Origin of the sequence: Embleya sp. NPDC050154 (assembly GCF_044460165.1) — a bacterium.
GTDB lineage: Bacteria > Actinomycetota > Actinomycetes > Streptomycetales > Streptomycetaceae > Embleya.
Window position 1 is genome coordinate 497,243 of record NZ_JBITJP010000004.1, and the last position, 21,361, is coordinate 518,603.

General features: G+C 71.0%; 15 protein-coding genes and 1 pseudogene. 12 read left to right on the forward strand and 4 right to left on the reverse strand.

What is annotated here, in order from left to right; genetic code table 11:
* Window positions 1-197: 197 nt before the first annotated feature.
* Together ACIBSV_RS11545 and ACIBSV_RS11550 are read left to right on the forward strand one after the other, a co-directional pair.
* Window positions 198-2,576, forward strand: a complete 2,379-nt coding sequence (locus ACIBSV_RS11545) for a dynamin family protein (protein ID WP_395861686.1) — start codon at window positions 198-200, stop codon at window positions 2,574-2,576.
* Window positions 2,573-4,975, forward strand: coding sequence for a patatin-like phospholipase family protein (locus ACIBSV_RS11550; RefSeq protein WP_395861688.1), 2,403 nt, complete (start codon window positions 2,573-2,575; stop codon window positions 4,973-4,975). The genes ACIBSV_RS11545 and ACIBSV_RS11550 overlap by 4 nt, the downstream gene beginning before the upstream one ends.
* Before the next feature lie 196 nt (window positions 4,976-5,171).
* Here the strand turns inward: ACIBSV_RS11550 and ACIBSV_RS11555 are convergent, their stop codons facing one another.
* A complete protein-coding gene (locus tag ACIBSV_RS11555; protein WP_395861689.1) occupies window positions 5,172-5,513 on the reverse strand; it encodes a hypothetical protein in 342 nt (113 codons plus the stop codon).
* Window positions 5,497-7,077, reverse strand: coding sequence for a hypothetical protein (locus tag ACIBSV_RS11560; protein ID WP_395861691.1), 1,581 nt, complete (start codon window positions 7,075-7,077; stop codon window positions 5,497-5,499). The genes ACIBSV_RS11555 and ACIBSV_RS11560 overlap by 17 nt, the downstream gene beginning before the upstream one ends.
* Before the next feature lie 1,112 nt (window positions 7,078-8,189).
* On the opposite strand from ACIBSV_RS11560, the gene ACIBSV_RS11565 reads away from it, so the two are divergent.
* The gene (locus tag ACIBSV_RS11565) at window positions 8,190-8,375 is read left to right on the forward strand and encodes a hypothetical protein (protein WP_395861693.1); all 186 of its coding nucleotides are present in this window, start codon (window positions 8,190-8,192) and stop codon (window positions 8,373-8,375) included.
* A gap of 121 nt (window positions 8,376-8,496) precedes the next feature.
* Here ACIBSV_RS11565 and ACIBSV_RS11570 read toward each other — a convergent pair.
* Window positions 8,497-8,814, reverse strand: a pseudogene (locus ACIBSV_RS11570) (alpha/beta hydrolase); the annotation flags it as partial.
* Between the two features lie 859 nt (window positions 8,815-9,673).
* Window positions 9,674-10,486 carry a hypothetical protein gene (locus ACIBSV_RS11575; RefSeq protein ID WP_395861695.1) on the reverse strand — a complete coding sequence of 271 codons (813 nt, stop codon included), beginning with the start codon at window positions 10,484-10,486 and terminating at the stop codon, window positions 9,674-9,676.
* 600 nt (window positions 10,487-11,086) lie between these two features.
* Here ACIBSV_RS11575 and ACIBSV_RS11580 point away from each other — a divergent pair.
* From ACIBSV_RS11580 to ACIBSV_RS11620, 9 genes are all read left to right on the forward strand, one after another.
* A complete protein-coding gene (locus ACIBSV_RS11580) occupies window positions 11,087-11,386 on the forward strand; it encodes a hypothetical protein (RefSeq protein WP_395861697.1) in 300 nt (99 codons plus the stop codon).
* 634 nt (window positions 11,387-12,020) lie between these two features.
* Window positions 12,021-12,458, forward strand: a complete 438-nt coding sequence (locus ACIBSV_RS11585) for a hypothetical protein (RefSeq protein WP_395861699.1) — start codon at window positions 12,021-12,023, stop codon at window positions 12,456-12,458.
* A 315-nt stretch (window positions 12,459-12,773) separates the two neighbouring features.
* Complete coding sequence (locus ACIBSV_RS11590; protein WP_395861701.1) at window positions 12,774-15,248, forward strand: DnaB-like helicase C-terminal domain-containing protein; 2,475 nt, start codon at window positions 12,774-12,776, stop codon at window positions 15,246-15,248.
* Window positions 15,249-15,310: 62 nt separating this feature from the next.
* Window positions 15,311-15,892 (forward strand): transcriptional regulator, encoded by a 582-nt coding sequence (locus tag ACIBSV_RS11595; RefSeq protein ID WP_395861703.1) that lies wholly within the window; start codon window positions 15,311-15,313, stop codon window positions 15,890-15,892.
* Between the two features lie 511 nt (window positions 15,893-16,403).
* Complete coding sequence (locus tag ACIBSV_RS11600; protein WP_395861705.1) at window positions 16,404-16,637, forward strand: hypothetical protein; 234 nt, start codon at window positions 16,404-16,406, stop codon at window positions 16,635-16,637.
* A 237-nt stretch (window positions 16,638-16,874) separates the two neighbouring features.
* A complete protein-coding gene (locus tag ACIBSV_RS11605; RefSeq protein ID WP_395861707.1) occupies window positions 16,875-18,164 on the forward strand; it encodes an FAD-dependent monooxygenase in 1,290 nt (429 codons plus the stop codon).
* Between the two features lie 1,434 nt (window positions 18,165-19,598).
* Window positions 19,599-19,994: a hypothetical protein gene (locus tag ACIBSV_RS11610; protein WP_395861708.1), complete on the forward strand. Its 396-nt coding sequence runs from the start codon at window positions 19,599-19,601 to the stop codon at window positions 19,992-19,994.
* Complete coding sequence (locus ACIBSV_RS11615; protein WP_395861710.1) at window positions 19,987-20,253, forward strand: hypothetical protein; 267 nt, start codon at window positions 19,987-19,989, stop codon at window positions 20,251-20,253. The genes ACIBSV_RS11610 and ACIBSV_RS11615 overlap by 8 nt, the downstream gene beginning before the upstream one ends.
* Window positions 20,254-20,583: 330 nt before the next feature.
* Complete coding sequence (locus ACIBSV_RS11620) at window positions 20,584-21,114, forward strand: hypothetical protein (protein ID WP_395861711.1); 531 nt, start codon at window positions 20,584-20,586, stop codon at window positions 21,112-21,114.
* Window positions 21,115-21,361 lie beyond the last annotated feature (247 nt).

Below are 21,361 nucleotides of genomic sequence, written 5' to 3' on the forward strand. Positions count from 1 at the left end.
GCGCGGTGCGCAGTTCGTCCGGGACCGGTGCGTCGGTTGGCCGCGGCGGCGTGACGCCTCGGCCGGGGGCGACGCGATCCCCGCGGCGATCCCGATCGACTGCGAGGAGGGGCGGGCAGTGCGTAGCCTGGTTCGGAATCATGGTCGGTACGCGACGTATTCGGCGGCGTCTGCCCGGCGCCGCCCGGGGGTGAGCGATGACGTACACGGATCCCATGCTGCCCAGGAGACTGGCGGCGCTGCACCAGGACGTGCTGGAGTTCTTCGCCCGGGTGGAATCCCTGCTCGCACAAGCGGATCCGCACCTGGAGGACACGAAGAATCGCAAGAAGGCCACCCAGGCACTGATCGATCTGGTCACCGAGGCGCGAACCTCCGTGCAGAACCTGGAACTTCGGATGGCGATCATCGCGCCGATGAAGGCCGGCAAATCCACCATCGTCAACTCGCTGGTCGGCTACGACCTGGTGCCCAGCCGGGCCGCCGCGATGACCACGTTACCGACCGAGATCGTGCTCTCCCAGCCCGACGACAGGCTTCGCCCGACGCTGCAGATCGACCCCAGGGACCACGAACTCTTTCGTGAGGCCATCCGCCGGATCGCCGACGAACTGGCCCCGGACAGCGCCGATCCCGGCTATCGGGATCGGATGACCGGCCGCTACCCCTACCTCGCCGACTTCCTTCGGCAGATCCAGGACGACTGGCTCGCTCGCTGGAACCGCACCACCTTCACCGGCCTGGACGACATTCGCGGCGCCCTCACCGCGTTCAACGACCTGACACGCCTGGCGGCGGGGCTGCGCAATCCCGTGCACCTGGCGGACCGGCTGCACGCCGTGCCCCGCATCGTGGCCTCGCACCGATGGGCTCCCACCGACGACACGACCGCGTTCGGCCACCTCGTGCTGGTGGACACCCCCGGCCCGGACGAGGCGAACAGCGGCCTGCGCCTGTCCGACGTACTGCGCCAACAACTCGACAAGTGCTCGGTCATCCTGGTCGTCCTGGACTTCACCAAGCTCAACAGCACCGCCGCGACGACCATCAAGGACACGATGGAACCGGCGCTCGCGGTGATCCGACGCGACCAGTTGTTCGCCGTGGTCAACAAGGTCGACCAGCGCCGACAGGGCGACATGAAACGCGACGAACTCCGCCGGTTCGTGATCGACGACCTGCGTCTGGTGGACGGCGACGCAAGTGACCGGGTCTTCGAACTCGTCGCGATCCGGGCCCTCCAGGCGGTCCGCTGCCTCGACGAGGTCGAGGCGGCCGAGGCGACCCGACCGGGCAGCTTCCAGCCTCGGAGCGGACCGGCCACGCGGGCGCTGTACGAGTTGATCTACACGATCGAAGCCGAGGAGGAACTCGGCGAGGCGACCACGGAAAGCGTGCGCAGACTCGCGGAGAAGGCCCGCTCGCGCTCCGGCCTCGACGACTTCCTGCGCCAGGCGATCGCCACGCTGCGTACCCAGGCGGGCTCCCGGGTCATGCAGAACGCCCTGCGCCGCACGGTCGCGGGCATCGTCGGACTGGCAAACGAGGTGCAACTGCGGCGCGGCGCACTCAAGAGCAGTCGTGAGGCGGTGGCCACCGAGATCGAACTGCTCGACAACGACCTGCGCCGGATCGGCGAGATACGCGAGGAACTCGACAGCAATACCGACGTCGCCGACCAACTGCGCTCCGACGTCGACAAGATCCTGCGTGGCACGCGCGGCAGGAGCCTGCGCGCCATCCGCGACATCGAGGTGACGGACAAGCCCGCCGGTATCGCGGGGGAGGCCCGGCTGATCTCCCAGGCGCTTCGGCCCAATCAGCAGGTGCCGGCCGTGGACGCGGTCGAATTCGACACCGTGGAGGACGCGCAGGCATTCCTGAGCCTGCTCACCCGGCCCGTGATCGAGAGCATCGACGAGGCGCTGAAGGCGGCCCAGAGCACGGCCGCACGCACCTTCGTCGAACGGATCAACAGCGAGGTGGACCGGCACGGTGCTCGGCTCCAGCCGGTACTGGAAGAGGCGCACCGACGCCTGCGCACCCAGTTCCGGATCACCCTCGACGTGCCGCCGGCCGAACTCTCCGACGACACCGAGGACTGGGCCGCGATCCCGCTGCGCAGCGAACAGCGCACCATCGAGATCTTGGTGGAGAAGACCCTGCGCCGGCGCGTCTGGTACAAGGTGTGGATCGGCTGGGGCACATTCCGGGAGCAACATCGCGAGGAACAGCAGAAGTCGTTCCACCGGATTGGCCTGGACGATGTACGCGAGCGGATGATCGGCGACCTGGACCGCAAAATCGAGGCGATGCGCGAGGAGTTCCACGCCTACCTGACGAGCGAGTTGTCCCGACACGTGGAGAACTACTACGCGCAATTGCGTAGATACCTCCAGCGCTACCGGGACGCGCTCGCCGAATCGCTCAAGGATCGCGAGCGCAAGCGTGAATCACTCGGCGAGTGGGAGGCGCGGGTGGGCCGCTTCCATGAGGAGTTGCGGGCCGAGACGCTGATCGCCGAGGACTTCCTCGACGGCCTCCAGCCGATCACCTCCCTGCACGGCCTGCAATGAGCGACCCGACCGGCCCGACCGGTGAGTTTGAGATCGCCCCCGCCCGGGTCTCCGAACTGGCCCGGAGCATCCCGCTGGTCAGCGACGCGCTGTTGCTCGAACTGGTCAACTGCCTCCAGGTCGCCACCGATCTGACCCGGCTTCCCCGGCACAGCGGGTTCTTCAAGGCGTTCGTGGCCCGGACCGTGGGGCGAGAGGCGCAATCCCTGCTCAACCGCAACGTGGTCGACGCACAGCGGTTGCTGCTGCAGCGGATCGAGGAACTCACCGGCCAGGGCTCGGTGTCCAACCTCGCCCTGGCTCAGGCCGGTCGGCTCCTCGCCCGGACCCGGCAGGACCTGGACCGGCTGACCACCGACGAGAGCGACCATCGGACGGCGCTCGACGCGACCCTGACCCGGCTGCAGGCCGGCTGGGCCGATCAGCACCGACTGCTGACCGGCCGCCTGGAGGCGATGCACCACCTCGACATGTTGATCACGGCGTGGTCGGCCGAGCAGACCTATCGCGGGCTGCCCTGGGCGTTGCAGGTGGTTCTGCTCGCCCAGGAGGCGTATCGCGGACCGGTGGGCCAGTACGAATTCCAAAGCGGTGACCCGATGTTCCGCGATCTGCTGGCGAACAAGATCCTGGCGGGCAGCCGTACGCGACTGCCCCGCCTGCTGTTGCTCGACGACGAGTTGTTGGCCCCGTGTCTGCGGTTGGAATCACCGGCGGACATCCCCATGCTCGCCGACCTGGTCCGTTCCTACTCCCGGCTCGTGGACGGTCACGTGCCGCTGCTTCCGCTGCCGTATGTGGTCGGCCGATGTCTGGTGCTGGCGGCCGAGGCGGCGGGTCCGGTCCAGGACGTGGTCCACCGGGCGATCGAGGACGCGGCACGGTACGACATCCGGCCGGGGCGGACGGTCAACCCGCGGGCGTTCGTGCGCCAGGTGGTGGCGAGCACGGCCGCGGTGGTCGCCGCCGACCGTCGGATGCTCTCTCCCGCGGAGCCGGCGATGGGCCCCGGGCCCGGCGTGGAAGCGGAACCCGTCGTGGGGTCGGCGCGAGGCGCCGAGGCGTCCGCGGATGCGGATGCGGGACCCGTCGTGGGGTCGGCGCGAGGCGCCGAGGCGTCCGCGGAGGCAGAGGCGGAATGCGCCTCCGAGCCTTCTCGGGGTCCTGGATCCAGCGGTGAGCGGGCGCCGGCTGCCGAATCCCCACAGCCGCCCGCCACCCCCGTGCCCGACACCGGTCCGACGCGGCCGATTTCGGCTCCGGTGCCCACCACGAGCACGAGTCCGACTCCCACCGCGCCGGGTCGACACCGCGGCGCCGAGCCTCGGTCGACCGACATCGTGGCCGTGCCCCGACCGCTGTCCGCCGGCTCCGCCGCGTCGGTCTGGGGACTGGTACTGGCCGGCGGTGGGGCCAAGGGCGCCTATCAGGTCGGCGTATTGCGCCGACTGGCCGAGGAGGGCCTCGAACCGCGCGCGATCTCCGGTGCCAGCATCGGCGCCTTGAACGCGGCCGTGGTCGCCTCCTCGCCCTCGTTGGCCGAGGGGGCCGCTCGGCTGGCCGTGGTCTGGGAGGCCCTGGGGACGGCGTACCAGGCCGCCGAGAACGAGCGCGGCGCGGGCGTCGGCGCGGGCGTGCGGGCCGAACTCGCGCACGTCCCGGTGCCCGAGAACGCGTCCGGTCCACCGGCGGGTCTGCGCGAGCTCCACCGCCGCAGGCACAGTCCGATCCTGCGCACCGAGTTCCTGCGCGGACTGCTGGAACGCTGGGTGGATCCGGCGGCTCTCGGGCGCGGTCCGGACCTGTGGGTCTCGGTCTTCCCCGCGATGGCCGGCTGGTCCGGGTTGGGGTGGCTGGTCGACCTCGGGCGCTCCGCCGCCGGTGCCTCCGCGACCTGGTTGCGCGTCCAGGACCTGGCCGAGCACGACATGCACGACGCGTTGTTGGCCAGTGCGGCGTTGCCGTTCGTCTTCCCGCCGCGCCGGGTCGCCGGCCGCCCCTACCGGGACGGCGGCCTCGGTGACAACGTGCCGCTGAACCCTTTGGCGGCGGACAGCGGTTGCACCAACGCCGTGGTCGTCCACCTGGGCAACGGCGTGGTCTGGGACGGCGCGGCCTATCCGGGATGTGCCCCGCTGGAGATCCGGCCCACCGACGACATCGTCGAGCACCCCGATCGACGACTGGGGAACCTGGGCGCGCTGTTGGACTTTCGACCCGCGCGCCTGTCGGAACTGCAACGACGCGGCTACCGCGACGCGGCCGCGCTCGTCGGCGCCACGCGCGCGATGCTCGATCGCGCCCACACGTTGCGCGGCTCGCTGAAGGAGGTGGACTCCGCACTCGCCGCGGCCCGAAACGCGTCGGAAGCCGAATCCGACCGGCCTCCCACACCGTGACCGGACGATGAGCCGACCTCGCCACGAGTCCATGACGGACGACCGCCGCGAGTTGCCCCGGGGTCAGACGGGGGCGCCGAAAGCTGCCCCGCCGGGTACCGTTCGGCGTCGAGGCACACACCTCACATCCCCTGCCCTTGTCCCCGTTCACGGGAGCACCGAGCTGTCTTTTCCTGCCGACGAAGCACGTTTGTCGTCACCGGATCGACGCGCAGGCCGCCGACCGAAGCAGTGTGGGCTCGGACCACACCCACGAACTCACCGCGTTCACCGTGGACAGCAGTTCGCCGGTGCGCGGGTGGCGAGCGGTGAGGTCCATCGCGGAGAACGTGCCGTCGTGGATGCGCCGGCCGAGGCGGTCGCGGTGCAGGACGTCGAGCACGTCGAGGATGCGCCCGGTGCCGCGTACGAGGCGGAACATCTCGGAGACGTGCACGGTGTTGCCCGGCTGGGCCGATGCCGGCAAAGGCTGAGCGGCCTCGGGGATGTGGGACCGCGTCAGTGCCTCCCGGCCGCGAACCTCATGTTCGACAGCCATCCGGGGGGAAGTAGCTGGAGGTGATCCGGTAGATCCCGGGGCGCGAAGCGGTCAGTTGTATCCAGGGGCCGCTCGCGCGCAGGCAGGCGCCGTCGGAATACAGCCAATGCGAGTAGGTGGCACGCACGGTGACCGTTCCCGGGCGGGGCATCCTGAGCACGATGTCGGCGTCGCCGGCACGGAGCACTTCGGCGGGGGCGGTGGCCAGTGGCACGGCGTCCCGGACGCGGAAGACGGTCCAATAGGCGTCGTTCCAGACCGGCTCCAGCCAGGAGCCCAGGCGTCCGGACCGGATCAACGCGGCCTCGGTCCTGGCGTAGCCGTCCGGTGGGGCGTGCGGCAGGACGACGTAGCCGACCGCCCAATCGTTCAGCCACGCCCGATAGCGCGCCTCGTCGAGCTCCTCGGAGTAGAACAACCGGCCGCGCTCCATGTCGAGTTGGCGGTTCCAGCCGCGCACCGCCTGGAAATATCGGGCGAACACCCGGGCCTCGCGGTGCGAGCCGGTGGGGACCACTTCGACACGGCCGCGATAGGCGCCCAGCCGGTCCAACTCGGCGATGACCCCGGCGGTGTGCCGCGACCAGTCGGGCACCTCCGTATGCGCCTGCACATCTCGGACCGCCACCACCGCCGTCCAGATCACGCACATCGCCAGCCCCGCTGCACAGAAGCGCGAGCGGAAGGACACGTCACCACCGACTCGGAGCGAGAACCTCCCGGGCTGCGGGCCTCGCCGTCTCCGTTCGAACCAGATTGCCAGCAGCACAGGCGCGCCGAGAAGCGTGCCCAGGCGCTCGACGTTGGTGCCCACCGGCGAAGGAATCAGCCAGGTCAGCACCACACCGACGGCGTAGACCGCACCACCGGCCCGCAGCTCGCGCCAGTCGCGCGGTGCCGTCAACGCCACCACGACGCCGGCCAGGACCGGCAGGATGATCCGCTCGGCTCCCATGGGCTGTTGGCCGTGGGACGGGAACAGCGCGCTCACCAACCCGCCGACCACACCCGTCGGCACGATCAGGGCCAGGCCTCTCGCCCACTGCCGGTCGAGCAGGAACCCCGCGCCCGCCACGAGAAGGAACAGACCGGCCACGGGGCTGAACAGCACGGTCAGCCCCGTCCCCACGACCCCCGCGACGAGCCGCCACACAGGTGTGTGCCGCCCGACGAGGACCAGCAAGGTGCCCAGCGCGCTTGCGACACCGAGAGCGAATGTGGCGCGGCCCGAGACCACGTTGGCCCACACCGCCAGCGCCCCGATCAGCGCCGGCCACGTCGGCACTCTCCGGGTGGTGCGCACCAACAGCGCGGCCAACAGCCAGGTCGAGGTCAACCCACTCAGGGCGGCGAGGGTGCGGACCCCGAGCAACGCCATCAACGGCGGCGAGAGGACGCTGTAGCTGCCGACGTCGATCCCGCCGAACCAGAACAGGCCGTACGGTGTACCCGGATGCCGCACGGCGAACTCCGCCCAGGAGTACTGAGCCGCGAGATCACCGCCACCGGTGGCCAGCAGGAGACCCCATCCCACATACAGGGGTAGTGCGAGCGCAACCGCCACATGACATATCCGCCACCGGGGCGGGGAGACATCGGACGGCTTCGCGGGCTCGGGGTCCCCGCCGCGACGCCCGCCGGTCGCCTGGCCCGGGCGACCACCGCGCCGTTCGCCGGAGGCGGCGCCGACGACCGCCGTCACGATGCGTTCGCTCTCGCGCCCGAACGCCGACCGACGCGGGCATGGACCCCACCGCAGGCGGCGCAGTGGAGCGAAATGATTCCGGCCGTCGCCCCCGCGCGGCTCGCTCATGACAGGTTCCTCACAGGCACAAATGGGCTCCACAACCGCTCGACGGATGCGGAGCCTGCTCAGGCATCAGGATGACGCACGAAGACTAATGGCCAGGCGCGCCGTGTGGCGCTCGGGGGCGGACCGGGCTCGATCGAGGGGAGGCCGGCGGCCCTATAGTAGGACGGCGCAGGGACACGGCGGGGGCAGCGAGTGTGAGCGCGAGGACTGGGTGGGACGTGGTGCCCTGCCGGCTCCCGGTCGGCCGCGCGGTGTCGTCGGCGGGCCGGCGGCGGGTTTCGCGTGTCAGGGCCGGGCGGCCGCGGTGCACCGGTGCCGCCGGAAGGGCGAAGGCCGGGATCCGCCGTGGTGTGGCACGTATCGGTGCTCCGGCCGTTTGCCCATGTCCGGGACGCCGGGACGCCGGGACCCGGCGTGGGCGATCCTTCAACGGCCGCCACCGTACAGTCGCGGCGCGATGCCCACTGGCCGGCGCGCCGATGTGCGGCACCCGACGACAAGGGAGACGACGTGGCGTTACGGAAAATGGCCGAGGTGGACCTGAAGTAACCGGAGCCGGCCTGTTGTCTCGGCCGCCACGGCCCCGCGGCACGCCGGCACCCCGCGGGGGAGCAGACCGGGGGAGTCGCCGGGCACACGGCTCCGATCCGGCCCGCCCGTCCGGGTCCGGCGTGTGCCGGACGTGGGTGCGTGCGGCCGATACGGTGTGACGTGGAACGGGTGCGGCCGGCCCGCCCCGTGGCGGGGTGGGCCGGCCGTTGTCACGCGGTGGGCGCGAGGTTCACCTCTCGGTCCACAGCGGCTATCCGGTGCCGTCGACGGGGCAGCCGAAGCGGGGCCCATTCGCCGGCGCGGATACCCTGATGGCCTCGGTTGGCGGTGAGGTGCCGACACCCGGACACCACGAGGCGATCGCCCTGTTCGAAGAAGACCTGGCCGCCCGAACCCGCGCCGTGGAGCCGGATCACGGCGACACCTGGGGTTCACGACACCATCTTGCCCCCTCTGACGGCGACCGGGTACCGGCGTTCCCGACGCTCGGGGAGTGACCCGGATGCGGCGGTGCGAGAGTCTTCCCGCTCGCATGGTGTTCGGGGAGTGTCTTCCCGCTCTCAGGGTGTTCGGGGCCGGAGCACCCGGCGTGAAAAAACCACCCGGTCGGCGATCGGTTTACGAGGTGCCGTCAAGGACCTGGCGCAGGTGGTGCGCGAACTCGTCCGGCTTCCCCGGATATCCGAACTCTCCGTCGCAGAACCCGCCGTGATGGCTCGGGAACACGGTCACCCGCTGCCCGAGGAGTTCGGCGGTCGCGACGGAGGTGCGTCCGGTCTGCACGTTTTCGGACTCCTCGCCCACGGCGATCACGATGCGGGTCGGCGAAGCGGCGATCGCGTCGGCATCCGGCCGATAGCTGCTGACCGCCCATGACCGGTGGGACAGCAGCGGATCGTCACGTGAGCCGTCGTCGTGCGTGGGCATCCCGAACGCGGTGCCGGAGATCGCGGCGCCCGGGGCCCGGGAGGAGTGATCGTCCCCCGGGGCGGCCGGGGCATTCGTGCGGGCACGGTGGAGACGGCCACCGAGGGCATGCGCGACGTCTGGGACAGGACCGGTCCACCCGACCTGGTCACACGCGGTTGGGCGTTTCGGTCGTGGGGCGCGACGGGGGCGGCGACACTCCGGGGTGGCTCGTGGACGGCCCGGATCCCGAGGCGTGGAGGACGCTCGTGGGGGACCGGGGCAGCGAATGGCGCGTCTACGACCGCGGCATGGTCGAGTTCCTGTGCCGTCTCCTCACGGTGGACCGGGAGAACCCGCTCGACGTCCCGGCCTACCTCCGTGGAACGCCCGGTCCCGGGGCCGGGCGACATTGGCGCAGCCTCCCGGCGGAAGCGCTCTCCGAACGCGACTCACGCTGAACAACCGCCTTCCTCCCGCGGCCGACTGCAGGGCACTGACGCGGGCGCGGTCGACGCGGGTGGCGCATTCCGACACGGACACCCTGGGTCATGACACCCCCAACCGGCCCGCACCGCCCCGGAGAGCAAGTCGCACTGAGCGAACGACTGCTCGTATCCGCCTCCGCCGACCACGACCCGTCCGTCGAGAACCGCGGCCTCGATCGTGAGCAGGCAATCCGCAGACGAATCGTCCTTGTTCGGCCCCCGCGGGTTGTGCAACCGGTGCTCGGTCCAATGGTCATCGGCCGGATCCCGGTCGAACGCGTTCCGGCCACGAGAGTCGACGCAGACCACCAAGGGTCGTCCGTCGACGGTGACGACGTCGAAATCCTGGATGCGCCGGTCGGAAATCATTCGGCTTGACGCGAGCAGGGATGGGGAGTTCGTCATCGAACATTATCGCCGGCCGGCGACGCGCCATGAGCGACGGGCGGGGGAGCGGTGATCGACGGTGATCGGTTCACGCCGTAGGGCATCTCGAGGATGAGGTCCGGTGTCGGCGGCAGGACGCGCGTGGGGGCGTCGTAGTCCGACCAGGCGATGGTCCGCGAGTGGGTGGGTGCTCCCGTGAGGATCGCAAGTTCGGGGAGCGGTCGTCCTTTGGAGGGGATGTACACGTGGGTGGTGCCGGTCGGGCCGGTTTGCTCGAACACTATCGAGGGGTGGGCGTTCGGCGCGGGGCCGGCCCTACGGGTGGCCTGGGCGAGCACCCCGACGAACCCGCGCGGATCGTAGGACTTCGAGGTGGTCAGGACGTCGGCGCGCAGCGGGTCGTCGCTCACGAGGTGGGCGTACTTGCCGTACAGGTCGTTGATCAACGCGTCGTCCTGGGGGTCCAGGTAGCCGAGTGCGTCCGCCCAAAACAGGCGGGTCGCCCTGACGTACACGTCGGAACCGACACTGATCACCTCGACGACCAGGTCGCCGGATTCCATGCGGGCGGTAAAGTCCCCGGTCCTGGCGTCGAGTCGCATGTCCGTGTGCGTATCGGGCTCGCCGTTCCCGATGGCGTCGACCACGACGTGGACGGAGCGGGCGCGTTCCACCAGGGCCCTGACCCGGTCACGCAGTTTCGCGTCGCCAAGGGCCGAGTTGTCGCTGCTCTCCGAGCTCGTTTCGTCCAGTACGCCCACCACCGAGCAGCCCGTCGCGAGCAGCACGACCAGCGCCGCCGCCACGGCTGTCGATCGCCGGAGCACGGTCGTTCGTGCCGACTGGAGAAGGCGACGACTTCCCGCGGACGGCGGGCGGTCGTAGGACACCGAGCCCCGACCGGACACGACCCTCGTCATCTCGACGCCCGAACTCCGGTACGGGCCCGGTATTTCGTCGGAGGCCCCGCCTCGCGGAGACCGCGCCGGCACCGCCGCGAGTGTCGCGCTCTCGCGGACGGACCGCCTCGAAACCGATCGCGTTCGTTTCGACACAGGACTCCCATCCCCCGGCTGGGCCCCACCGACCACAACCGGGCCCATCCTCGCGGAAGCGTGATCGGGGGGGATCAACCGGGGGCCACGACGAATTGGCCCATGAATCGGCTCACTTCATTCGCCCAGGCGAACACGGCCGCTTTCGTCGATGCAGGCGTCGTAGATGTCGTCGTCCAGGATCACGCCGTCGATGACGACCTCGATGTCCTCGTCGACGTCGACGAACACCACGCCGTCGTCACGCCCCGCGCGGCCAGGATCCTCACACGCGGCGCATCCCACGGCGGGCGGAGCTCGACCATCACGACCCCCGAACCTGCTTCGGACACTCGCAGCGGCTCGGTCGGTCCCCTCTGCGAGTGTGTCGCCATGACGATGGCATCACCTGACGAGCGTCCCGACGAGGCCGCTCTCGAATTCCTGCGCTCGGCGTTCGAACCGGCGTGGCGGGAGCCGGCTTTCGGATACGAGGCCGTCACGGCGTGGGAGAACGAGAACGGGGTGGTGCTTCCGGAGCCGTACCGGAGTCCGGTCGCGGAGATCTCCAACGGGTCCTCGCTCGGGCTGCCGGAGGACGGTGGCCCGCCGCCCCTGGGCCGACTCACGCCGGGTTGGTCCCACTGGGTCAACCGGGATCCCGCCGCGCCGTTCCCGCTCCGGGAGACCTGAGCCCGGGAGGGCGAGCCCTTCGCGGCGGACCACGACGAGCGCGTCGCCGACGTCTGCAACCACGGCTCCGTCGTGCTGGGCACCGACGATGAACTCTCCTACCGGCTGCTCGTCGTCAAGGGGCCCCACGGGGCAGGGTCTGGCTGGTCGGCGAGACGGGCGCCTACCGGTATCCGGGGCCGGAAGCCTTCGGCCTCCCGGAATGGGTTCGACGCCGGCACGCCGGCGACGGCTGGTGGGACTGACCGCGACAGGGAGCCCGACGCGCCGAGAGCGCACCGGGCCCGAACACCTGGTGGGGATGCTGCCGCTGCCGACAGCGTCTGCACGATCTTCCCTGTCCGGTGTACCTTCCCGGGCTTCGGGTTCAGGTTCCGTTCGACGGACCACATCACCGTGCACGAGGCCGCCGGAGTGATCGGCAATCGGAGGCCTACGCGAGTCGGCGAGCTGCGTCGCGCTCCGACGGTCACGTCGAGATCCGCCCCGCGCGGGCGACACCCGGCGCCACGCCATGCGGACGGGGCGCCCCGAACGGAGCGGACGAGCACCCGCCTCCCGGATCGCAGAGCCACCCGTTCGACGGACGGAAAACACGTCGATCACGTCGGACCGGTACCGCACAATGGCCCGCATGTTCCCCGATGACACCTACCTGTCGAAACTCGGACGACTCACGTACTCCCTGGCCCTGCTGGAGAGCACAGCCCTCGCGCACCTGACACAACTTGCGGGCCTGCCACCGGCGTTGACCGCCCGCAAACTCACCGGCAAGACCCTCGAGGCGATCGCGCGCGCCCTGACCGACCCGGCCAACCTCGCGAAGGTCACCGACCCCTCCACCCGAACGTACCTGGACGCGGCCGGCGAGGAACTCGCCGCCGCCGCCCGAGCCGGCCACGCCATCACCCACGCCCGCGCCGCCGAACCCGGCGAAGAGCCCCGTCTGCACCGGCGTCCAGACCACAGCACTGCCGGCACCGACATCACCACCACCTGGCTCGACCACGCCCAAGCCGAACTCGACGACGGGCTACGCCGCCTCGGCGAAGCGCGCCGCACCGCCGCCTGACGCCTGGCACGCTGGGGTCTCCGGGCGCGCGGTTCGCGCGGGTGCCCGGCGGCTGCACCCTCCTTCGCGGTGTGAGGCCACGACGTGCCGTCGCTCTTCCCGGTCCAGAGCCCGCGCCCTCGGTTGTGCCGGCCGACCACGGCGAACGCTCCTCCGGACGGATATCGCTCCGCCCGATGAGCATTGCGGTGAAGCCGCTCCGACACACGAGAGCACCCCTCACTCCGACTCGACTTCCTGGCGATTCGGCAGATTCTCGCGTCGAATCACGGTAGGATCGAGAGGGTCGGTGTCCGTGTGGGAAAGGTCGGGCGGATGAGCGACGGAGAGCGGACACCGGACGGGGACGCCTCGGGTCGGATTGCGCGCGGTGCGGTCGGCCCGGGTCCGGGTCCGGGGTTCGGGGTAGAGGAGGTCCGCAGGCAGTGGGCGCGGGTGGTGGCCGACGCCGCAGACGGCATCCAGGTGGTGATCCACGCTCCCCACGGCGTGCGTGCGGTGTTGGGTCCGCCGACGCCGGATGTGTTGGCCGCGCAGGGGGAGTTGCCGGCGTTCACGATGACCGCGGCCCGGCAGGGCTTGGGCAACCTGGTGCGCGCGGCCGCGGCGGGTACCCCGCAACTGGTCTTGCGCTACCGCCGCGTCTACGCCCAGATCACCCACACCGCCACCACAACCAGCGGCGGCGGCACCGCCGTGCCGGCGACGCGGGCGATGCCCGGACCGGACGCCCCCGACGTCGCGCCCCCGCCACCCGCCGCTCCGATCACCCCTGCCGCTTCCTCGGGGGCGGGTCGTCGTGTGGCGGGGTTCGCGACGGCGTTGGGCGAGGCGACCACCGCCCGCCGCCGTGCGATCTCCTTCGGCCCCACAGCCTTGGACGAGGCCCTGGGCGGTGGCGCGTTGCCCGGCCGCCTGGTGCTGGTGGTCGGTGCGCCCGGAGCCGGCGCCGGATTGTTGGCGGCGGGCACGGTGTTGTCCGCGACCCTGGCCCCGGCCGACGACCCCGACAAGTCGAACGCGGTGCTCTCGTGCACGCCCGGCCGCCCCCGCGCCGACATCGCCGCCCGCCTGACCGCAGCCGCCGCCGGAGTCGACCACCGCAGGCTGCGCGCGGACACCCTCACCGAGACCGAACGCCACGCCGCCGACGCCGCGTCGGCGCGCCTGGCGGCCGGGGGACTGCTCCTGGACGACGGCGCCGACCTCACCCTGGACCTGCTCCGGGAAACCGCAGCGGATATCGCGGGCCTGCGCCTGGTCGCGGTGGACCCGCTCAACCACCTCCTCCCCGGCGCGGCCGGCGTTGCCGGTCCCGATATCCGCCATGGTGTGGCCGCGTTGCGCCGGTTGGCGGCGGATCTGGACGTGCCGGTGGTGGCCGTGTGGGAGACAGGTGTGGGCGAACCGCCGGAGATCGTCGCGGCGTTGGGCGACGCGGACACCGTGGTGCATCTGACGCGTGAGGGTGAGCAGGCGTTCGCGATCGTCGCCGAACGCGATCTGGGCCCGGTCGCTCAGGCGGCGCTGCACGCCGACTTGGCCCACGTCCGCTTCACCGACCCCGCACCGGCTTCGACCGCCGTGGCCGAGACCGGCCCGGCCGAGGTGCCCTCCGCCGACAGCACCGAACCCCTAGCTCCCGCTCCTCGCGAACGAACCGAGGGCCGACAGGATGGGCTCGCGGCCGGCGCACCGGCGACCGCGCCCCGCCCCTCGACCACGCCCGCCCGCGCCGGCGCCCGCCCCACCTCCGCCGCGCCGAAAGCCCCGGCCGCGTCGAAGGCGCGCAGGGTTGTGATGGACGCCGACGAGGACCCGCTGCCCGGGGCGATCGCCGGCGCGGTCGCCGAGGAACTCGCGGCCGCCGAGGGCGACATCACCGCCGCGAGCGAGGCCTTGGCCCGCCGGGCGATCCCCGACGTGATGGAGCTCCTGCGGCTGTCGCGGGCCGGGTCCCGGTACGAGCACACGTGGTATCCGCCGTTGCCGGAGTTGTTGCGCAAGCGGAGCAAGGAGGAGTCGGACGCGGTGTGGGAGGCCCGCCCCAAGTGGCGCAACCGGCACCTGCCCCCGGGCGATCACGAGGTCACCGCCCTGGACATGAACGCCGCCTACCTGTCCGCGCTCAAGGCCCACCTGCCCATCGGCCCGCTCGAACACCGCGCCGGCCCCGACCTGGACGACTTCGACGGACCGCGCGGCCGCAAACGCCGCCGCGCCGGCATCTACCTCGTCGAGCCCCCGACGTGGGAGCACGACGATCTCCCGAACCCGCTCGGCGACCGGGACGAGCCCGGCCCGCTGTGGATCACCGACCCCACCCTGCGACTCCTCCTGCGCTGCGCCTCGCCCGCGTACGGCACCCTGTGCGAGGAACCGCAGATCCTCGAGTCCTGGACGGCGGTGGCGACCGAGAACCTCCTGGAGCGGTTGCGGACCGCGTTGCGCGACGCCCGCGACGCGGCGATCGCCGAAGGCGACGACGTGACGTTGGACTACGTGAAGCAGATGTACGCCAAGCTGGTGTCCACGATGGGTGGTTCGAACTACAACCGGGAGATCAACCGCCCGGACTGGATGCACATCATCCGCTCCCAGGCGTTCTCCAACCTGTGGGTCAAGGCCTTCAAGGCCCACCGGGGCGGCCTCGCCGTGGTGCGGGTGATGGGCACCGACGAACTCCACCTCACCGGCGGCGACTGGCGCACCGTGTTCGCCGAGGGCCGCGGGGTGGGCGACGTCAAGATCAAGGACACTTACATTCTCCAGACCAAGGACAAGAGTTGACGGCCCACCCCACCGACCCCACCGACCCCGCCGCCCCCTCGACCGAGAGGAACTGACCGCGTATGCCGTACCGCTCCCTGGAGCCCGGCAAATACGGGATGCGCGGCATGCGCGCCTCCGCCCTGGCGGCCGAGCGGCTGGACGAACTCGCCGACGGCGTCAGCTCGCCCGTCGACACCGAACGCGGCCTCGCCGCCCGCCTGCGCTACCTCACCGCCTCGCGAGCCGGCTACGAGGCTATGGAGACCGCCGGTATCGCCGTCACGCCCCGCACCCTCGCGGCCTGGCTCGCCGAGGATCAGACCCCCAACCGGGCGAACCTGCGCCGGATCGACGCGGCGTACCGCGACCTGCGCCGGCGCAACGTGGCGCGGTCGCTGACCCGTCGCCTGAACAACGGCGGCCGCGGCACCCGGGTGGAACTGCACCCGCACGACCAGTCCGGTGTACGCGAGCCGCACCGCCGAGCGGGCGTGGCCGGGCACCGCAGCGTCAACGTCCGCCGTTGGGACGCGATCGTGCGCGCCTGGGCGGCCGGGGACGAACGGATGCTCGACGAGCTGTGGACCGACGAGGTGTTGGCCGATCTCGGCTCGGACTGGGGCGGCTTCGAGTTCGCCTCCGGGGTCGGATTCGCAGCCTAGCCAACTGTAGGGTCTCAGTCTCCGTGGCATCTCACGATTTCGGTATCGAACGCGGCATCGAACCGAGACGACGCAGGGCAGCGGACTGCGGTGTACGCCGGATGTGCGACCTCGACGCCGAGGGCCCGAGCCACTTCCGGTCGTGCGACCTCTTCGTCACGCCGGTCGTGCGCCAGGTGGTCGAGCGTAGGGATCGACCGAGCGGGCGCTCCACTGCCTTTGGCGACGCACGTCCGGTCGTCCCGCGCATCGACCACTCGTTGGCACGATCGGCTCCGCAACGCCGTCATCGCGCCCGAGTGGGTCGGTGACGAGGGCGTGTCCGGGAGGGCACGCCTTGCTCACGTCCCGGTCGACGTTCGGGCGGGCGGTTGTGGCGTGTTCGGCCCTCGTGGGGGCTCCTGTCTTCGTATGGTGGCCGCCGGCAACGTCCGAGCAACAACCAGGGCATCGACTGTCCGGCCTCGACGCTACGTTGATCGCTCAAATGCCTGACGGGAGACGGGGTATCGTGGCTGACTTCGAGGGCCGTCTGGTGGCCATGCTCGCCGAGCTCCGCGCGACCGAGGGAATCGCGGTGCACGACGCAGGCGAGGGAACCCTCGCCATGTGGCTCACGGGACCGGACCACGCGCTTGACGTGATGCGGAAGGCCGCCGGTGTCCACCTTGCGCCGTTCATGGCCGACAATTTCCACAAGCTCCGGGCCCGATGGGACGCACACCTCCGGGACCGCAACGAGTAGCGCCCCCTGGTGCGTTGCGCGCAGATCTGGCGAAGTCTCGGGAGGCGGCCCGGCTGACAGGCTAATTTACGCCACTCTGGGTCGATGTGAGTCTCATCGGAGTGGGCGTTTCTCATCGATGTCTGCCGTGACCGATGAGTTTCGTGCGGATCCGTGGTCGATACGGCTGGATACACCGACGGCGATGGGCCTGTGCCGGGAACGTGCCGGCGCGGGCGAAAGCACATGGAGGCAGTGATGAGCGTCGACGACTCCGACCAGGGGTACGCGATCCGGACGGGCGGGCAGGGGACGCGGGCGGGCGGTCCCAGGGTGTTGGTGGCGGGGGCGAGCATCGCGGGACCCGCGCTGGCCCACTGGCTGCGCCGGCGGGGGGCCGAGGTGACCGTGGTGGAGCGGGCTCCCGAGCTGCGTCCGGGCGGGCAGGCGGTGGACGCGCGGGGGGTCGCCAGGGAGGTCATCGGGCGCATGGGGTTGGCCGCGGCGGTGCGCGCGGCGTGCACCGACACCGCGGGCGCGCACACCGTGGACGCGGACGGGCGGGTGCTGGAGACCTTCGATGCCGACGACGACGGTGGCGACGGGTTCATCGCGGACATCGAGATCCTGCGCGGGGACCTGTCCAGGGTGCTCTACGACGACACCCGCGACGGCGTCGAGTACGTCTTCGGCGACCGAATCGCCGATCTTGCCCAGGACGCGGACGGGGTCGACGTGGTCTTCGCGGGCGGCAACCGGCGGCGCTTCGACCTGGTGGTCGGGGCGGACGGGGTGCACTCGGAGCTGCGAGCGATGGTCTTCGGGCCGCATGAGCGGTTTCTCCGCCACCTCGGGCACGTGCTGGCCTTCTACAGTGTGCCCAACGAGTTCGGGTTGGACCGCCGGCTGCTCGAGTACCAGGATCAGGAGTCCGGGCGCTCCGCCCTCCTGCGGCCCATCCAGGACGCCACCCGGGCGATGGCCATGTTCTACTTCGCGTCGGCCGACTTCGACGTCGACCACCGTGACGTCGCGGCCCAGAAGGTCCTGCTGCGGGAGCGGATGACGGGCCTGGGCTGGTTGACCCCGGACATCCTCGCGCACCTGGACGACACCCCGGACTTCTACCTCGACCAGGTCGCGCAGGTGGTGATGGACCGCTGGTCGAGCGGACGGGTGGGGTTGCTCGGGGACGCGGCGTTCAGCTCGTCGCCGATGTCCGGACAGGGCACCGGGCTGGCCCTGGTCGGTGCCTACCTGCTGGCCGGAGAGCTGGCCGCTGCCGGATGGGACCCCGAGGCGGGGTTCGCCCGCTACGAGGCGCGGATGCGCTCGTTCGTCGAGGCCAACCAGGAGATCGGCCGGTTGAACGCCCGCAGCCGCGAGGTTCCCGGGCCGGACGCCGAGCCGGGCCCCGATTTCGCCGGCGAATGGTTCACGGAGCTGGTCGGGCGCGCGATCAACGGCGTCGAACTGCCCGACTACGCGGGGGTGCCGGACTCCGCAGCCCCGACCGGATCGGCGATCACCACGTCTGCCAAACCGTAGGCGTCACACACGTGTCCAGAGGGACCACGCTTCGGTAGGAAACCGCCGGACGACCTCCGCTCAGTGCCGGCAGGTGTGTGCGTGGAACCCGGTTGGCCGGGCGCCCGGTGGTCCGCATCGGAGCAGGCTGCGGCAGCAACGTTGTCACCGGCGTTGCTGCGGGCTCGGGCTCCGGTGCGGGCTCGGGCAGCAGGGCACGGTGCTGGATCACGGTCTTCTCGACGGCCTCGGCGAGGTTCTTCCAGAGGAGGTAGCGGTCGGCGACGTGTATCGCGTCAGGCGCGCCCAGACGTCCGGCTTCGCCGACCGAGCCCGCCCCCCGACGAGGTCCAGGACGTCATCCCGCACCACACCCCATATGGCCACTACCGACCCCGGCAGCATGGCCTACAGGGGCGGCGGTTGAGCCAACGCCGGTGAGCCGCCGGGGCATCGGCGCCGGGCCGTAGCACCCGGCGACCCGGTCCATGAACGACCACTTCGTCGGGCCCCGCCCGGAGCGACCCGAAGCCCCTCGCCACCACACCCCTCGAATCTCAGTGCGAACCTCTAACCCACCGAACGCGAACACCCCCACTCGACACCGCGGTTCACCACCACATGCACGCGGCACGCGGAACCCGACGCGTGGCGCAAGAGGGCCGGAAGCGGGCCCTTGGCTCCCTCCACAAAACGGTGCAGGACGGCTGGAGCCTGCTCCGTTGCTTCAAGCTTCACCTGTCCCTTTCGGGGAGTTCCGGGATTCGGCGGTTTGTCGGGCAGGATCGGCGGTGGTACCGGGCGGCCGGGCTGGTTCCCGCCCTTGTCTGGGGCCGGAGTGATCACCCAGATCACCCATAACGGTCGGCTCCTTCGCAGCGGTCGACACCACTCGAGCGGAGCAAACGCTCCGGCGGCGCGGATACCGTTCGTGACGCCCGTGCACGGTAGGACCGCGCCGCGGAGGAAGACGGAATCCCCCACGGTGCGAGCGGAGGCGCGCAGCGGAGCACCGGTCGTGCCCGGCGTGCTCGGCCGCATTGGCATGATGGGGCGGATCCGCCCTGGGATGCTCCGCCAAGCGCAAGCGCGCATCGATGCCACACAGGCGGATCGTCTCGAGACGACAAAGCACTGAGCCGAGTCCCCGATAGTCCCTCCGCTGCGCCGCCACTATCCTCGGGCCGGCGGACTGGCCTGAACCCGTTCCCATGGGTTGTCGTGATGCCGGGCCGCGGTCTGGAATGCCTGCTCCCGGGGCCTCGGGCCTGAGCCAGGCCGAGTTCGACAACCTCTGCGCCACCGGCTGCCGGGCCCCTTTTCGATGGCGACACCCCCGCCGCGCCTGACGGGGCTCCGGACCGAGCATCGACAACTCGTTCCGCCGGCCCACCGGCTTGGCCTGACCGGGCCTGTTGTTCTCGGCAGGTCCGTGGTGGTGGGGGTGAGGGTCGGATGGTTCTGGTTGACTGGGCGGTGGAGGAGGAGACCACGACCGCTGGGCATGCCGAGTGGGGCGACGAGCCGCTGATTCCGATGCCGCCGTTGAAGATCCGGGCGCTTCGGGAGGCGGTGGCCGTGTTGAGCCCCACCTACCTGCCCGAGTTCCAGCAGGAGGAGGACGAGGCGCTGGACTGGGTCGCCGAGAAGCTCCAGCCGAACGCGGTCCGGCTGTTCCTGCGCAAATGGGCCGTGTTCGTGGCGATCGAGCGCCGCCCCGCCCTCGTGCGGCGTCTGCGCGAGTTGGAGCGCGTCGTGGCGCGGTCGCACGATCCCGAGGAGATCCGGACCGCGGGGACCGAGATCGCCCGCCTGCGCGCCGAGGCGCACCGCGAGATCGCCGGTGGGTGACTGGTCCTGGGAATGGCTGCCCAGCCTGGAAGAGGTCGCCGCGGGTCTGCCGTCCGAGGTGCTGTCCGCCGTCGAGAAGGCGGCCGCGGACCTGGCCACGGTCAACTCCATGGTCTATCTCGACGGTGTCGACTTCCAGAGCACCGGCCCGGGCATTCGCACCCACAGCGACCCGGCCCGCAACCTCCTCTTCGAATACCTCACCGTCCCCCGCCAGGAATGCATCTCCATCACCCAGGTCACCTGGCTCGGACTCTGACACCGCCTTCTGTAGTCGTGACCGCCCGCCCCGGCCAACTCCGCTACCGACGCGGCTACTGCACCTCGTGCGCCGGCCATCGTCGGAGGAGGGCGGGCCATCGGGCTGCCCGCTGCGAAGGCGGACGTGTCCTCGCCGCCGGCGAGGCGTACGCCCACTGACGGCGCCCCATGCGACTGGGCCGTTCGGGTGGTGGTCGGTCGTAGGGGGCCCGCAGCATCGGGGCGGCGTTCCAGGATGGTGGTGGCCGCCGACCCGGTGGCCGGGGTGTCGGCAACATGCCCGTTGCGTGATGGGCTCGCCCCCGATTGCTTCGAGGAGTTCGATCCCATGCGTGCACGCTTGATCGCCGTCGTCGCCGCCGCGGTCGCGGCCGTCGCGACACTCGCTCCGCCCGCCCAGGCCGCGCCGCTCGGCGACGGTACATACCGGTTTCCGGCCCTCAGGGACGGCAAGTGCCTGATCTGGTACAAGCCGGTTACGAGTCCCGGCACGGTGTCACTGGGCGCCTGTACGGAGACCGCCTCCACCTCGCCCGACTGGCAGGTGCGCCGGCGACCCAACGGCACGATGGACATCTCCAAGGCCGGTTCCGACCCCCGCAGGTGCATGAAGGTCAACGACAACCACAGGCTGGCGGTCAACGACAACTGCGACGCCGACAGGTACGCCGACTGGACCGTGTCCTACGGCACCGACAAGCCCGGCGGCATCGTGTACGCCGACATCGAACACACCCCGCACGACCAGTCCCCTTCGTGGGGGAAGGTCGTGGACTTGCCCGACGTCACCGGTCGCATCGTCGTGCAAGCGGCCCCCATCGAGCCCCACTACTGGGGCCTGCAACAGGTCGGCGGCTGACCCGACGCCCGGTCGGTGTCGATGACGCGCCCGGCGCGGACGTTCGCCGCGTCCGTCCTTCGGCGACTTCGACGGCGGTCGTGACGGCATGGTTCGACCAGCCCGCCCGCACGACGTGAGCACGCCCCACACCGGTCCCTACGGGGCGGGCGCGGGTGGCATGCGCACGGGCGGCCTCGGGTCCTCGTGATCCGCCCGAGTCGTTCGCGTCCGGGCGCGGGTGAAGCCGGACCCACGAGGTGGGTCC

Coding starts and splice junctions, on each gene's coding strand:
- ACIBSV_RS11595 (WP_395861703.1), top strand. CDS start 15,311: ATGCCGTACCGCTCCCTGGAGCCCGGCAAATACGGGATGCGCGGCATG.
- ACIBSV_RS11565 (WP_395861693.1), top strand. CDS start 8,190: ATGGCCTCGGTTGGCGGTGAGGTGCCGACACCCGGACACCACGAGGCG.
- ACIBSV_RS11545 (WP_395861686.1), top strand. CDS start 198: ATGACGTACACGGATCCCATGCTGCCCAGGAGACTGGCGGCGCTGCAC.
- ACIBSV_RS11605 (WP_395861707.1), top strand. CDS start 16,875: ATGAGCGTCGACGACTCCGACCAGGGGTACGCGATCCGGACGGGCGGG.
- ACIBSV_RS11580 (WP_395861697.1), top strand. CDS start 11,087: ATGACGATGGCATCACCTGACGAGCGTCCCGACGAGGCCGCTCTCGAA.
- ACIBSV_RS11550 (WP_395861688.1), top strand. CDS start 2,573: ATGAGCGACCCGACCGGCCCGACCGGTGAGTTTGAGATCGCCCCCGCC.
- ACIBSV_RS11620 (WP_395861711.1), top strand. CDS start 20,584: ATGCGTGCACGCTTGATCGCCGTCGTCGCCGCCGCGGTCGCGGCCGTC.
- ACIBSV_RS11610 (WP_395861708.1), top strand. CDS start 19,599: ATGGTTCTGGTTGACTGGGCGGTGGAGGAGGAGACCACGACCGCTGGG.
- ACIBSV_RS11585 (WP_395861699.1), top strand. CDS start 12,021: ATGTTCCCCGATGACACCTACCTGTCGAAACTCGGACGACTCACGTAC.
- ACIBSV_RS11590 (WP_395861701.1), top strand. CDS start 12,774: ATGAGCGACGGAGAGCGGACACCGGACGGGGACGCCTCGGGTCGGATT.
- ACIBSV_RS11555 (WP_395861689.1), bottom strand. CDS start 5,513: ATGGCTGTCGAACATGAGGTTCGCGGCCGGGAGGCACTGACGCGGTCC.